11 protein-coding genes are annotated in these 14,629 nt (G+C 55.2%); 3 read left to right on the top strand and 8 right to left on the bottom strand.

The genetic code is table 11. The annotated features are described in order from the left end of the window. Nucleotide 1: 1 nt before the first annotated feature. The 5 genes from ESZ91_RS08000 to ESZ91_RS07980 form a co-directional block, all read right to left on the bottom strand. On the bottom strand, nucleotides 2–577 hold the full coding sequence (locus tag ESZ91_RS08000) for a hypothetical protein (protein WP_129225929.1): 576 nt from the start codon (nucleotides 575–577) through the stop codon (nucleotides 2–4). A 15-nt stretch (nucleotides 578–592) separates the two neighbouring features. Then, nucleotides 593–1,816 carry a peptidase U32 family protein gene (locus ESZ91_RS07995; protein ID WP_129225927.1) on the bottom strand — a complete coding sequence of 408 codons (1,224 nt, stop codon included), beginning with the start codon at nucleotides 1,814–1,816 and terminating at the stop codon, nucleotides 593–595. 4 nt (nucleotides 1,817–1,820) lie between these two features. Next, nucleotides 1,821–2,438, bottom strand: coding sequence for an O-methyltransferase (locus ESZ91_RS07990; RefSeq protein ID WP_129225925.1), 618 nt, complete (start codon nucleotides 2,436–2,438; stop codon nucleotides 1,821–1,823). 47 nt (nucleotides 2,439–2,485) lie between these two features. Continuing rightward, nucleotides 2,486–4,123 (bottom strand): ribonuclease J, encoded by a 1,638-nt coding sequence (locus ESZ91_RS07985; protein ID WP_129226285.1) that lies wholly within the window; start codon nucleotides 4,121–4,123, stop codon nucleotides 2,486–2,488. 667 nt (nucleotides 4,124–4,790) lie between these two features. Further along, complete coding sequence (locus ESZ91_RS07980; RefSeq protein ID WP_129225922.1) at nucleotides 4,791–6,758, bottom strand: coiled-coil domain-containing protein; 1,968 nt, start codon at nucleotides 6,756–6,758, stop codon at nucleotides 4,791–4,793. Between the two features lie 270 nt (nucleotides 6,759–7,028). Here ESZ91_RS07980 and serC point away from each other — a divergent pair, with 270 nt between their 5' ends. From serC to ESZ91_RS11825, 3 genes are all read left to right on the top strand, one after another. After that, nucleotides 7,029–8,102, top strand: coding sequence for a 3-phosphoserine/phosphohydroxythreonine transaminase (gene serC, locus ESZ91_RS07975; protein ID WP_129225920.1), 1,074 nt, complete (start codon nucleotides 7,029–7,031; stop codon nucleotides 8,100–8,102). Between the two features lie 11 nt (nucleotides 8,103–8,113). After that, a complete protein-coding gene (locus tag ESZ91_RS07970) occupies nucleotides 8,114–9,268 on the top strand; it encodes a 3-phosphoglycerate dehydrogenase family protein (protein ID WP_129225918.1) in 1,155 nt (384 codons plus the stop codon). A gap of 105 nt (nucleotides 9,269–9,373) precedes the next feature. Beyond that, nucleotides 9,374–9,505, top strand: coding sequence for a hypothetical protein (locus ESZ91_RS11825; protein WP_268878044.1), 132 nt, complete (start codon nucleotides 9,374–9,376; stop codon nucleotides 9,503–9,505). Between the two features lie 33 nt (nucleotides 9,506–9,538). Here the strand turns inward: ESZ91_RS11825 and ESZ91_RS07965 are convergent, their stop codons facing one another. The 3 genes from ESZ91_RS07965 to spoIVA all read right to left on the bottom strand — a co-directional run bounded on the left by ESZ91_RS07965 (nucleotide 9,539) and on the right by spoIVA (nucleotide 14,621). Next, a complete protein-coding gene (locus tag ESZ91_RS07965) occupies nucleotides 9,539–11,332 on the bottom strand; it encodes an ABC transporter ATP-binding protein (protein ID WP_129225916.1) in 1,794 nt (597 codons plus the stop codon). Continuing rightward, the gene (locus ESZ91_RS07960; protein ID WP_129225914.1) at nucleotides 11,329–13,041 is read right to left on the bottom strand and encodes an ABC transporter ATP-binding protein; all 1,713 of its coding nucleotides are present in this window, start codon (nucleotides 13,039–13,041) and stop codon (nucleotides 11,329–11,331) included. Before ESZ91_RS07960 ends, ESZ91_RS07965 begins: the two co-directional genes overlap by 4 nt. 101 nt (nucleotides 13,042–13,142) lie before the next feature. Then, nucleotides 13,143–14,621, bottom strand: coding sequence for a stage IV sporulation protein A (gene spoIVA / locus ESZ91_RS07955; protein WP_161971100.1), 1,479 nt, complete (start codon nucleotides 14,619–14,621; stop codon nucleotides 13,143–13,145). Nucleotides 14,622–14,629 lie beyond the last annotated feature (8 nt).

The raw sequence follows: 14,629 nt of genomic DNA, 5'->3' as shown, positions 1-14,629 counted from the left end.
TTTATCTCCGCGCGCTCAAAAGTTGTACGGCGCGGTTGAGTTCGGCGCCGTCCGCGCCGCAGGGAATGCACAGTTCGCCCGACGCAAGCCCGATAAAGAGTTTCGCCGTCGCCGCGACGACGGCTCCCTTACCCTCGGCGCTTTCGCCTACCGGGCGCGTTTCGCGCACGGCGCGCGCGCAGACGATATCGCGGTAGCAGACCTCCGCCACTTCTTCGCGCGCATATCGCCTGATGACCGAAAACAAGTACGAGTACAGAAAAATGCGGTCTGAGCCGAAATACAGGTGCGTGACGCAGTAATTGGAACTGACGGCGCTCCCCTTTTTCCTGTCGGTGCCGACAAGACAGGGGATCTTGGAAATTTCGCCGTATTCGAAAGAGGACAAGACCACCTGCTCGAGTTCGGAAACGAAAGAGGCGATGCCCGTCCGTTCGACCGCGCGGCGCTTGATGTCCAGTCCCTCGAGTACGTCGCCCAGCAATTTGCAGTATTTTTCCGATTCGCCCCTCTTTATGTATTTTTCAGCAAGGCGCGCGTTTTTGCCGTCGGGCGCCGTATCGCTATGTTTCTTCATGATCATTTTCTCCTTTTATTTTTTATCTGCAACGGGCCGCCGTAAAATATCCCCCGCGCGTAGCAGATAAGGACAGCCTATACGTAGCGTCTGCTGCACGAGTTTCGCGTCTTCTACGGGATTTCCCTCCGCGTCGCACAGTGAATCCACGACAAATTTTTGATTACACGTATCCGTCGGCGACAGAATTTCCAGCGTTTCGCCGACGCGGAAACGGTTGCGCATTTCCACGAGCGCAGAACATTCGCCGCCCTCTTTGACTTCCGCGACGAAATCGCACGTCCCCTTTGTCTGTGAATCGGCGTAATTGACGGTCTTTTCGTTTTCGCCCAGCGCGTAGGCTGTCGTAAAATCGCGGTGCGCGCATTTTTTCAGTTCCCCGAAGATATCCGCATCGGAAAAAGCGGACGGCTTGCCCGCCAACCTGTCGAAGGCGCGGCGGTAAGCGTTCACCACGGTTGCGAGATAGTACGCGCTCTTCATGCGCCCCTCTATTTTAAAGGAATCGACGCCCGCCTCGGAAAGTTCTTTGAGATGTCCGATGAGATTGAGGTCTTTGCTGTTAAAGATATAGGTGCCGCGCGCGTCCTCTTCCACGGGACAAGACGCGCCTTCCGCCCGCACCTCGTATTTCCAGCGGCATGCCTGCACGCATTCGCCGCGGTTGGAATCGCGCCCCGCGAGATAATTGCTCAAAAGGCACCGCCCGCTGTACGAGATGCACATGGCGCCGTGCACGAAGGCTTCCAACTGCAGTTCGGGGCAGAAATCGCGTATCTCCGATATCTCCGCGACGGACAGTTCGCGCGCGAGCACGACGCGCTCCGCGCCCTCTCCGTACCAGAATTTCGCCGCGTATTTATTGGTGGTGTTCGCCTGCGTGGAAAGGTGCAGTTTGAGCGCGGGCGCGGCGGCTCTTGCGGCGGCGAACACGCCCGCGTCGGTCACGAGCGCCGCGTCTGCGCCGATTTCGCTTAAAAAACGAAAATAATCGGAAAGCGCCGAAAAGTCCGCGTTGCGCGCGAAAATATTGGCGGTCACGTAAACTTTTTTGCCCGCCGCGTGCGCAGTTTCCACCGCCCGTTTCATTTCGTCGGCGGTGAAATTATCCGCAAAGGAGCGGAGCGAAAAATCCTTTCCGCCTAAGTAAACCGCGTCTGCGCCGAAATACAGCGCCGTTTTCAGTTTTTCGAAATTGCCAGCAGGCGCGAGCAGTTCGCTAAAACGTTTCTCTTTCATCCTATTATAACCTGACCGAAACCGCCACGCCCTCGCCGAGGGGAAGAACGCTGGTGATAAAATCGGGATCTTCCAGCACGGCGCGAAGATACGCGCGGATCTTTTCCACGAGCGGGCGGCGCTTTGCGGGCATCGGCTCGCGCCCGTCCACCCAGCCGTACAGCAGCACGTCGTCCGCGAACAGCACTCCGCCCGACCGCAGCAATGCTTTAAGACAAGGAAAATAGTTCAGATACTGCGCCTTGGGACCGTCCAAAAAAATCAGATCGTACGCGCCGTTCAGATGCGGGAGCACTTCGCCCGCGTCCCCGAAGATCAGATCTGCGCGGATCGAAAGCCCCAGATCGGCGAAATTTTTTTTCGCAGTGAAAAACCGCTCCTCTACGCACTCGATGCTCGTAAGCCGCGCGTCTTTTGCCGCAAAAAGCATCGCCGCGCCCGACAGCCCCTCACCCGTGCCGATCTCCAAAATGCGGGAGGGACGGAGCGTTTGGATCGTATAGAGAAGATAGTTGAGCGTTTCGTCGGGGGTGGAAGGATCGCGCCCGCTCTTTGCTTTTTCCCGAAGGCAGGCAAGGCGTGCGTCTATCCGAAGTTGACCGAACGATAAAAGATTTTGCATAACTTCCTGAAATGTTTAAAATCGCGGCTGCGCCGCGATTTTTTCCGTCAGATACGGATGATATTTACCATGACGACGGGATTTTGTTTTGTCTTTTTGTAAATGAAATTTTTGACGGATTTCTGTACCGCCGCCTTGTATTCGGTATTGTCGCGGTCGCCCCTGACGTTAACCTGCGAGGCGCAGCCGACGACGATCTGACGGATATCCGACGCATAATCGGCATTTTCGGGCATGACGAAACCGCGGTTGATGACTTCGGGTTCGCTCAGAAGTTCGCCGCTGCGCTCGGAAACGCAGGCGGTGATGACGAAGATGCCGTCTTCGGACAGGCTCTTTCTGTCCTTCATCACTTCGCTGTTTTCCCTGTCTTCCAGGCTTCCGCCGTCCACGAGACGCGAGCCGGAAGAAACGCTTTCGCCGAACTGCATGGTTTCCCGCGTCAGTTCGACGCAGTTGCCGATCCCGCAGATGAGCATATTGTTTTCGCCCATGCCCAGATCCGCCGCCAGTTGCACGTGGCGTTTGAGATGGCGGTATTCCCCGTGCACGGGAATAAAGAATTTGGGCTTTAACAGAGAGTGCATGATCTTCAGTTCTTCCTGGCAGGCATGTCCCGAAACGTGGATCTTTTCCAGCGATTCGTAGACGACGTTCGCGCCCTTGCGATAAAGATTGTTGATGACTTTATACACCATCTTTTCGTTGCCCGGAATGGGCGAGGCGGAGATAATGATGGTGTCGTTGGAGCCGATGGTCACTTTATTGAAATCGCCCGACGCCATGCGCGTGAGCGCGCTCATCGGTTCGCCCTGGCTGCCCGTGGAAACGATGACGATCTCCCTGTCGAAATAGTTTTTGATCTTTTCCACGTCGATGAGCACGCCCTCGGGAATGTTCAGTTCTCCGATCTTGCCCGCGGCGTCCACCACGTTGAGCATGCTGCGGCCCGACAGCGCGACTTTTCTGCGGTACTTTGCCGCAAGGTCGATGATCTGCTGCAAACGGTGCACGTTGGAGGCGAAGGTCGCCACGATGATGCGGCGGTTGACGTGTTCCGCGAACAGATGGTCGAGCGTGGTGCCTACCACCGTTTCGCTCATCGTGTATCCCTGCCGCTCCACGTTCGTGGATTCGCACAGCAAAAGGTTGACGCCTTCCCTTCCGATCTCGGAAATGCGGGGAAGGTCTATCTGGTCGCCCGCGACGGGCGTCAGGTCTATCTTGAAGTCGCCGCTGTGGAAGATGCGTCCCTGCGGCGTGTCGATGCACAGCGCCACCGCGCCCGCGATCGAATGGTTCACATTGATGAATTCCACGCCGAAACAGCCGAGTTTGATCTTATCCTTGGGCTTGACGCAGCGCATATCCACCTTGTTGAGGCGGTGTTCGCGCAGTTTGTTGTCCGCGAGCGCGAGCGTCAGTTTGGTTCCGAACACGGGCGCGCTGACCTCTTTTAAGAGGTAGGGAAGCCCGCCCACGTGGTCCTCGTGCCCGTGCGTGATGAGAATGCCGCGCACCTTTTTGCGGTTGGCGACAAGATAACTGATGTCGGGAATGACCAGATCGATGCCGGGAAGTTCCTCGTCGGGAAAGGTAAGCCCCGCGTCGATGACGATGATGTCGTTGCCGTATTCGATGGCGGTCATGTTTTTGCCGATCTCGCCGACGCCGCCTAAAAACATGATCTTGACGGGATTGCCGAAGCGTTTCGACTTGCCGCCGCCCTTCCTTGCGCCCTTTTTCTCGCCCTGCACGTTTTGCGGTTCCGCCGCGGGCGCGTTCTGCGGTTTTCCCGACGCGGGTTCGTTTCTGCGGCGGTGCTGTACAGGGGCGTTCGCATTGCCGCCGTTGTTCCTGTTTCCGCCGTTGCCTCCCGTATTTTCCCTGCGCGCGTCATTGTCTTTGGGGCGCGCGGCGCGCGGATGAACGGGACGCTTGTCCCCCGTTTCCGCAAGACGCTCCTGCGGCTGTCTGTTCGGATTCGGCGCGGCGCCGCCCTGCGGTTTTCCCGCCGCGGCGCCGTTATTGCCTAAAAACAAGCCGAAATTCGGCTTGGCGGCGCGCTTCTTTTTTTCCTGCGGTTGGTTCGTTTGATCTTGTTCTTTCATGAAACTCCTTAGCAAAAGCCGTTTTTTAAAACGCAACAAAACAAAAGGCTGAACGAAAAAATCAGCCTCGTATACACGAAATCTTCTTCTGTCTGAAAACGCGGCGCGCAGCATAAGCGGCGGCACGGCTTTTGCGGGTACCCTGTACCCCTAAATTATTATTTCCAAACCCGCGTAAAGCGGGTAAAAATCTTATTGAATACTCAAAGTCCGCCGCGCAAAAAACGCGCGGCGGGCGTAATTATTTGATCATGCTGTTTGCGATCTTCTGCGCGACCTGCCCCACAAGCGCTTTGGAAAGCGCGTCGGGATTTTCTTCGCTCGCCTTGATACTGCGGCGCACCACGCGCAGAGGCTGCACGACTTTTTCCGTCTTGTTGTCTTTGGAAGAAACGGCGGGGCGCAGAACGCGCGCTTTCTTCACGCGGACGTTCGGGCTGTCCTTTTTGACTTCTTCGAGTTTGCTTTCCGTCGGTTCTTTCGCCGCCGCAACGGGCTGCGAAACGATTGCGACCGCCTCGGGGATCTTGATATTAGAAATGGCCTCCAAAATGGCCTGCGTATCCACGTTGTCCGTCTTTTCGGGCTGCGCCGCGACGGGTTCGAGTTCAACGAAATAGGAAAGGTTGAAACTCATCAGTTCCTTTTTCAATGCGCCGATATTGACGATCGTAGTTTCCGAAGGCAGTTCGCCCGCGGGGATCTCCGCGAATATTTCCAGAAGTTCGCCCATGGTGTCGTTGTCGAACTGCGCCAGATCTACGTCGTTGAGGAGCGCTTTTTTGGTACGAACCACTTTTCCGACCAACTCGTCGCCGCAGACGGCGGGGCTTCTTTCCAACTCCGCGCACGCCTCTTTGAACTCGGCGAACGCCTCGTCGCTGAGGGTTTTAGGCAAAGAATGCGTCTTGATCGTGTCTTCGATGACGACGAGCGCGCCGTATCCGCCGAGCGCCACGTTGCGAAGGCGCGCGCCCAGATCCGCGAGCATTCCCTCGCCGCGCAGCGTGTTGCCGCCCGCGATGTGGCGGTTCGCCTTTTTGCGTATCTCGTCGGATAAGATCAGAATATCGGGAATCGTGTCGTAAGAGAGCGTGCGGAGATACTCCTCCACCATCGTATCCAGTTTGCGGAACTCGGGCATCTGCTTGACGCTCATGATACCGCTCAAAGCATACTGCATCTCTTCGAGGCGCTGCTCGATGGCGCTCAGTTGCATTTTGGGCGAGATCGCGTTTTCGGCGTAGGACGTCATCAAAGCCGCCACGCGTTCCGCCAGAACGTCGTAATCGATCTTTGTTTCGGTGAGTTTTTCGCTCACCTTTTCCACGATGCAATCGTAATCGACCGTTTGCAGCGCGTTGAGTTTTTCATCGAGCGTATTGAGAACCTGCAAGGGTTTGAGTCCCTCTTCGAGCGTGTTCGCATCGATGGTTTTGATGGATTCTATCTTTTCCGCCAGATCGTCGTAGATGGAGATATCCTGCTTGTAGGAATATTTCATTTCCTGCAAAATATCGTCGCGCATCTTTTCGATGTCCATGGAAAGTCCCGTGTAGAGCCCTTCGATGGCAAGGGCGTTGTCGCCTTTTCTGAAACTCGTGACCGCGTTGTCGTTTTTGGTGGGCGCGAGCGTGGCAAGTTCCTGTTCGCGCAGCGCGAGAGCCGCCTGCATTTTGAGTGCCTCTTCCTTGGCTTTGAGCGCCTCGTCGCGGGCGCGGATGGCTTCCTGTTTTTCTTTCTGTTCGCGGGAAAGTTTTTCTTCGTGCGCGGCGCGCTCTGCGCGAAGGCGCATGAGTTCCCTTTCCTTTTCGGCAAGTTCCGCTTCCTTTTTCGACAGAAGTTCGGATTTATCCTTTTCGGTGCGCGCGGCCTCGCGCGCTTTCAATTCTTCGATCTCCTTTTCTTTGACGGAAAGTTCCTTCTCTTTGGCGGCGACCGCTTCGTTCTTTTCCCGTTCGATGGCGGAAAGCAGCATTTCCCGCTGTTTTTCCAGTTCGGAAACGAGTTTTACGACCGACGAACGCTTATACCCCCCGATCTCGTCGGAATCGGCGTCCTTGTCGCCGTTCGCGCGCTTGATGCGCGAGATCTCATCCATTGTGGACAGAACGTCTTTCATTTTCGCTAAATATTTTTCCGTGGCTTTCAATTTCTCATAAGAAGTCAAGGTATTCCCGCTATTCGGATTGTTGTCAGAAAACGCCATTTTAAACCCCGCGATCGATTATTTTTTCTCCGAGAGAAAGAATATAAACTATTCCGATATCTATTTTACACTATTTTTCAAAAAAAGTAAATACTTTGCCGATTTATTTTTGACAACTTACCCGAATTTTTATACCCTTTCCGCGCAAGCAGAATTTTTTTACCCGCAAAGCGCCGATTGTCGGCCGATTTACTTGTCAAAAAATACAGTTTATTGTATAATAATTCACGATATACCCTGTTAAACAAATCTTGAAGGAGATTTTAAGATATGAGAGTTTACAATTTTTCGGCAGGCCCTTCCATGCTTCCCGCGGAGGTTCTGGAAGAGGCGCAAAGAGAGCTTCTGGATTTTGCGGGCACAGGCATGAGCGTGACCGAGATCAGCCACAGGGATAAGGCGTACTCCGCCGTCGTGGAAGAGGCGGAACGCAATTTAAGAGATCTTTTGAATATTCCCGAAGATTATTGCGTCATCTTCGTACAGGGCGGCGCGAGCCAGCAGTTCGCGGCGGTGCCCCTTAATCTGATGCACAAAGGCAAAGCCGACTACCTCGTGACGGGCAACTTCGCGAAAAAGGCGTGGCAGGAAGGCAAGATCTACGGCGCGGCGCGCGTCGCGGCCTCTTCCGAAGATAAAGTTTACACATATATCCCCGATCTCGACAAAGTGGAATTCGACGACGACGCGGACTACGTGCACTTTACCTCCAACAACACCATTTTCGGCACGCGCTTTACGAAATTTCCCGAAACCAAGGCGCCCCTCGCCTGCGATATGAGTTCCGACATCCTTTCCCGCGAGATCGACGTTTCCAAATTCGGCGTTATCTATGCGGGCGCGCAGAAAAACCTCGCCCCCGCAGGCGTGACCATCGTCATCGCGCGCAAGGACCTCATCGAAAATCCCCGTCCCGAATGCCCCACCATGCTCAAGTGGAAGACGCAGGCGGAAAACGGCAGTCTGTACAACACCCCTCCCTGCTTCTCCATCTACATGGCGAACCTCGTTCTGCGCCATCTCAAAAAACTGGGCGGCGTGAAAGAGATCAACAAGATCAACGAGTATAAAGCGGGACTCCTGTACGACTTTATCGACAACTCCTCTTTCTACTCCAACGGCGTCGTGAAAAAAGACCGCTCCATCATGAACGTTCCCTTCGTCACTCCCTCCAAAGACACGGACGAAAAGTTCGTCAAAGAGGCGAAAGCCGCGGGGCTCGTTTCCCTGAAAGGCCACAGGCTGGTGGGCGGCATGCGCGCCTCCATCTATAACGCCATGCCCGTCGAGGGCGTGAAAGCGCTTATCGAGTTCATGAAAAAGTTCGAAAACGAGAACAAATAGGGAGAAAGATCATGGCAAATATTTTAAAACTCAACGAGATCAGCGAAGTCGCGGACAAATTTCTGCCCGCAGGCTACGTATTCGGAAAGGACGTAAAAAATCCCGACGGCATCATGCTGCGCAGTTTCAATATGCACGAATACCCTTTAAACGACGAACTTCTGGCGGTGGCACGCGCGGGCGCGGGCACCAACAATATTCCCATCGACAAGTGCACGGAAAAGGGAATCGTCGTTTTCAATACCCCCGGCGCGAACGCGAACGCGGTGAAAGAACTGGTGTTATGCGAACTTTTCCTCGGCGGGCGCAAGATCACGGACGCCATCGACTGGGTGAAAACGTTAAAGGGCGCGGAAGGCCTTTCCAAAATTGTCGAAAAGGGCAAATCGAGTTTTGTGGGACATGAGATCTCCGGCAAGACTCTGGGCGTGATCGGACTCGGCGCCATCGGCGTGAACGTGGCGAACGCGGCTGTCGGACTCGGCATGAACGTGCTCGGCTACGACCCCTATCTCTCCATCGACGGGGCTTTGCACCTCGACACGCAGGTCAAGACTTCCGACCTCGATACGCTTTTGAAAACGGCGGACTTTATCACCGTGCACGTCCCCTTCACCCCCTCGACCGCCAATATGTTCAACGCCGATACCTTTGCGAAAATGAAGGACGGCGCGGTGCTCATCAACAATTCGCGCGGCGAACTCGTAGACAACGCGGCAGTCGTCGCGGCAGTCGAGAGCGGAAAACTCGAACGCTATATCACGGACTTTCCCGCCGACCAACTGATCGGCGTCAAAAATATTATATGCGTACCCCATCTCGGCGCGTCCACGCCCGAAGCGGAGGACAACTGCGCGATGATGGCGGCGAAAGAACTCGCGGAATACATCGAAAACGGAAATATCGTCCACAGCGTCAACTATCCCGACGTTTTCTCGCCCCGTTCTTCGGTGAGCCGTATGACCGTCATGCACGACAACGTAAAGGAAGTTATTTCCAAGATCACTTCCATCATTTCTGCTGCGGGCATCAATATCGCCAACCTTCTGGATAAATCCAAAGGCGACAAGGCGTATCTCATCGTCGACCTCGACGAAAAGCCTTCCGATAAAGTGATCGCCGACATCGGCGCGCTCGAATTCGTGACAAGATTGAGAGTTTTATAAAAGAAAAACGAACGCCCCGCGCCGACAGACGCGGGGCTGTTTTTTACGCATAATTTCAAAACGTTTTGTCCATACTGTTGAAAAACCCAAAGGGAGTGTTTTAGTATGTCAAAAAAGAAAAAAAACAAAATAAAAACTCTGACGGATCAACAGTACAACGATTACTTGATGGCATTGAAGGACGAACGCCCCGTAATGGTGGCCGATAAAGACGGAAATCTGCACCCGCAGCATTAAAAAGAGCGGAACGCAAAAGCGTTCCGCTCTTTTTTATTCGCCTCTCGCAAACTGCGAATTATACAAATGATAGTAAAATCCTTTTTTCGCGAGCAGTTCCGCGTGCGTCCCCTGCTCGATGACGGAGCCGTGGTCCATCACCAGAATGGTATCTGCATCCAGTATGGTCGATAGGCGGTGCGCCACGATAAAACTGGTTTTGCCCTTCATGATCTTCTGAAACGCTTTCTGGATACGCATTTCCGTCATGGTGTCGATATTGCTCGTCGCTTCGTCCAATATGAGCATGGGCGGATTGACGAGCATGATGCGCGCAATGCACAACAACTGCTTTTCGCCCTGCGATACGTTCACGTTGTCGCTCAGCCGCGTATCGTACCCCTCTTCCAGATTGCGTATAAAAAAGTCGCAGTACGCCGCTTTCGCCGCTTGTTCGATCTGTTCGCGCGTCGCGTTTTCCGCGCCGTAGGAAATATTGTAAGCCACCGTTTCGCCGCTCAAAAAACTCTCCTGCAGCACCATGCCGAACAGTTTGCGGTATTCGTCCAGCGGAATGTCCTTCGCGTTGACGCCGTCCACGTAGATATTGCCCGCGTTCAGATCGTAAAAGCGCATCAAAAGATTGATGAGCGTCGTCTTGCCGCACCCCGTGGGTCCGACGACGGCGATCTTGCTGCCCGCCTTCACGTCGAGATTGAGGTTTTCGATCAGTTTTTGTTCGGGCGAATAGGAAAAACCGACGTTTTCGAGCCGGATATCGCCGCGGCAGACGGGAAGCGCGGCTTCGCCCGCCAGATCTTCGCCGGGTTCGTCGATGACTTCGAACACGCGCCCCGCGGACGCGAACGCGTTTTGCAACTGCGTGACGACGTTGGAAATTTCATTGAACGGTTTCGTATATTGGTTGGCGTAACTAATGAACGCCGAGAGCATGCCCACGGAAAACGCGGGAAGGGTGAACGCGCCTAAAACGAGCGAATCGCCGACGGTGAGAATGCAGAAGATCGCACCCAGAACGCCCACCACCGCGCTGATGACGGCATTGACAAAACGGGTGCTGGGGTTGACGAGCGCGGAAAAGGACTGCGCTTTCCAGCCCACGTCGTACAGCCGCTGGTCGATCTCTTCGAATTTTTGCACGGAGTATTTTTCTTCGTTGAAGAGGATGACCGTCTTCTGTCCGCCCAAGAGTTCCTTGGTGTGCGCGGTCAGTTCGCCCTGCACCGCCACCTGCCGTTTGTAACTCTTAAAGGTATTTTTAGCGATGAACGCCGCCACGAACATGGAAACGGGCGTTAACACGACCACTACGATCGCGATGATATAATTGATGACGAACATGACGGCGAGCGTCGCCAGAATGGTCATTACGCCCGTAAAGAGTTGCGCCACGCCCTGCAACAGGCCGTCGGAAATGACGTCCACGTCGTTGACGACGCGGCTCATCACGTCGCCCTGGGCGTGCGTATCCACGTATTTGACGCGCGCGGAAGTGATGCTGTAAAAAGCCTCGCGCCTGAGATCGCGCACAAGTTTATAACACAGCGAATTGACGCAGTTATTCAGAAATTTTTGCGAGAGCGAGGAAAAGACGACGCTGACGATAAATCCCGTCGTCATTTTCGCGACTTCCGCGAAATCCACCGCGCCCTTGCCGATCATCGCGTCGATCGCCCAGCCGTAGAGCACGGGACCGATGAGCACGCAGGCGACGTATAAAATACTGAATACGAACGCGCCCGCCACATAACCGCGATACGGCTTGACGTAGGTCAGAAGCCTGCGGGTGATCCCGCTCTTGACGCCTTTCAAACGTTTATTTTTCATGCTTCCGCCCTCGCCTGCGAATCGCAGATCTCGCGGTACACGCCGCAATTTTCGTATAATTCTTCGTGCTTTCCCCTGCCCGCAATGCGGCCGTCCTCCAAAACGAGAATTTCGTCCGCGCCGCGTATGGACGAGGCGCGCTGGGAAATGATGACCGTCGTCGTGCCTTCCAGCGCGGCGAGATTGGCGCGCACTTTGGCGTCGGTGGCAAAATCCAATGCCGAACACGAATCGTCCAAAACCAGCACGGGCGGTTTGCCCGCGACCGCGCGCGCGATGGTCAATCGCTGTTTCTGTCCGCCTGAAAAATTGCGTCCCGATTCCGCCACGGGCTGATCCAGCCCGCCCTTTTCCATGACGAAATCATAGGCGCAGGCGATCTTCAAGGCTTCCGCAAAATCCTCGTCGCTCGCCTTGTCGTTGCCCCAGAACAGGTTGGAGCGCACGGTGCCCGAAAACAGATTGCCGTTTTGCGGCACCACGCCGAAGATAAAACGCAGGCTTTCCTGCGAATAGTCCTTCACGTCGTGCCCGAACACTTTCACGCTGCCCAACGAGCAGTCGTACAGGCGCGGAAAGAGGTTCACGAGCGTGGTCTTGCCGCTGCCCGTGCCGCCGATGATCCCCAAAGTCTTTCCCTTTTCCAGAGAAAAAGAAACATCGGTGAGCGCGTATTTATCCGTGCCCGCATAGGAAAAACTGACGTTTTCGAATTGGATCGCGGGCGCGGTGAAGTCGGGCTGCGCGTTCCCCCCGTCGCGGATACATGACTGCAGATCGAATACCTCGCTGACGCGGTTCATGGAAGCGTGCGCCTTGGTGAACAGCGAAACCATATTGGAAATGACGATCATCGCGTTGAGGATCTGCGCCATGTAACTGATGACGGCGATGATCTCGCCGCTGGTGAGCCTGCCGATATTGACTTTTACGCCGCTGACGAAGAGAATGGCGGCGATGCCTAAGTTTACGAGCGCAAACGTGAGCGGATTGAGATAGGCGGAAATACGGCCGATGCGCATGGAATTTTGCAGCATCGCCTCAGCCGCACCGTCGAACCGCGCGCGCTCTTTGTCGCGCTTGGAAAAGGCGCGCACCACGCGGGCGCCCTCTAAATTTTCGTTGGTGATCTGCGACATTCTGTCGAGTTTTCTTTGATTGGTCGCGTAAAACGGCACGCTCTTTTTCATGATGATAAAGAGGACCAGCCCCACGAGAACGGAAACGAGGGTGACCAGAAGCCCGATCTGCCAGTCCGTGATCATGCACAGCACGATGGCGCCCGCCGCGATAAAGGGAGCGCGTACGACGAGCCGCAGGATAATGGCGACCGCGCTCTGCATCTGGTTGACGTCGTTGACCACGCGCGTGACGAGCGAGGCGGAGCCGACTTTGTCGATCTCGCGATAAGACAGCGTATTGATATGCGAAAACAGGGCGTTGCGCACGTTGGTCCCGAACCCCTGCGACGCAATGGACGCGACGCGTTGGCAGAACACGGCGCACCCCAGCCCCAACGCGCCCATCGCCAGCATGACGCCGCCGTATTTGAGCACGTAAGGAATGTCGCCGTTGGCGACGCCCACGTCGATAATTTGTTTCATTACGAGCGGCACCATCAGTTCGAGCGCCGCCTCGATCCATTTCAGGAGCGGCCCGAAAATGCAGTGCCATTTATATTCTTTGAGATATTTGAAATACCGTCTCACCTGTCGTCATTCCTTTGATTATTCTCTCTTATTATAAAGAATTTTCGCGCGTTTAGCAAGCGAAAAAGGACGCCCTTTCGGGCGTCCTCTATTCGTTTTTATTATAACAGGATGCAGATGACTCCGCCGCGGCCCTCGTTGACGATGCGCGTCACCGTGCGGCGCATTTTGCGCTTCGCGTCCTCGGGCATGGCGACGACTTTGGCGTTTAAGCCTTCGCGCACCATGTCGCGGAAGGTCTTGCCGAAAAGGTCGGTCGACCACAGCGATTCGGGGTCGTTGTCATATTTATCCAGCATGCCCTTGACGAGTTCCTCGCTGCCCATCGCCGTTCCCAGAACGGGATTGACTTCGCTCTTCACTTCGATCTTCATGATATGATAACTCGCGGCGTTGCCTTTTAAACGGATGCCGCAGCCCCTGCCCTGGCGCACCATGTCGGGCGCGTCCAGAACGAGATCGCCCTCGGCGGGATTCACCACGCCGTAGCCCGTCTCTTCGGCAGCGGCAAGCGCGTTCTTGAATTTCTCGTAACAACTTTTCGCCTCTTTGAGCGATTTCACGTACCGCATGAGCGTGAAGTCATCGGAGATCTCTTCGCCGCACTCTTCGCTGAGCGTCGAATAGAATAACCCCTCTTTCGCACTCAATTCCACTTCCGCGCGGCCTTCGCCCAATTTTAAGGAAACGGAAAGCGGATTGTTGAGCGGAGCCTCCGCCTCGAACATAGAATCGAACAGCGAACAATCGCGCATTTTGCGCACTTTACAGCACGTTTCCTTGACTTTGGCAAGAATCTCCGAAATAATGCGGCTCTCCGCGGGCAGCGCCTGCATCCACAGAGGAATTTTGAAATCGACGGTGACGACGGGGAATTCGAACAGCACTTTTTCCAGAACGCCCATCAGTTCTTCGCCGTCCGCGCGCTCGCAGTTGAGGGCGAGAACGGGCACCGCGTACTTTTCTTCGAGCGCGGCGCGCAAGATCGTGCTCTGCTCGCTCTGCGGTTCGCGGCAGTTGAGGACGATGACGAAGGGCTTGCCGATGGCTTTCAGTTCGTTGACGGTGCGCTCTTCCGCAGCGATGTAGCCGCTGCGCTCGATGCCCGCCACGGAGCCGTCGCACGTGACCATGATCCCGATGGTGGAATGTTCGCGTATGACCTTCTGCGTGCCCGTTTCCGCCGCCTTGTCAAAGGGTACGGGAGTGTCGCTCCACGGGGTGGAAACAAGTCTGGGCTTTCCGTCTTCGGTGGCGCCCTGCGCCCCTTCGACCATAAAGCCGACGCAATCGATCAGACGGACGCGCACGTGCGCATTGTCCTTCACGTCGATGCCGACCGCCTCGCCGGGAACGAATTTCGGCTCTGTGGTCATCACCGTCTTGCCCTCCGCGGCCTGCGGAAGTTCGTCCGTCAGCACGGCGCGCTTATTCGCGTCCTTCACGTTCGGAACGATGAGCTGTTCGGCGAATTTTCGGATAAACGTGGATTTACCCGTACGCACGGGACCAACCACCCCCACATAGATATCGCCACCCGTGCGCCGCGCTATATCCTCGTAAATCTGATTATTGAACATAGAAAAAA

This window comes from Candidatus Borkfalkia ceftriaxoniphila (assembly GCF_004134775.1).
GTDB classification, from domain to species: Bacteria; Bacillota; Clostridia; order Christensenellales; family Borkfalkiaceae; genus Borkfalkia; species Borkfalkia ceftriaxoniphila.
This window is presented reverse-complemented; position numbering and strand designations above follow the sequence as displayed.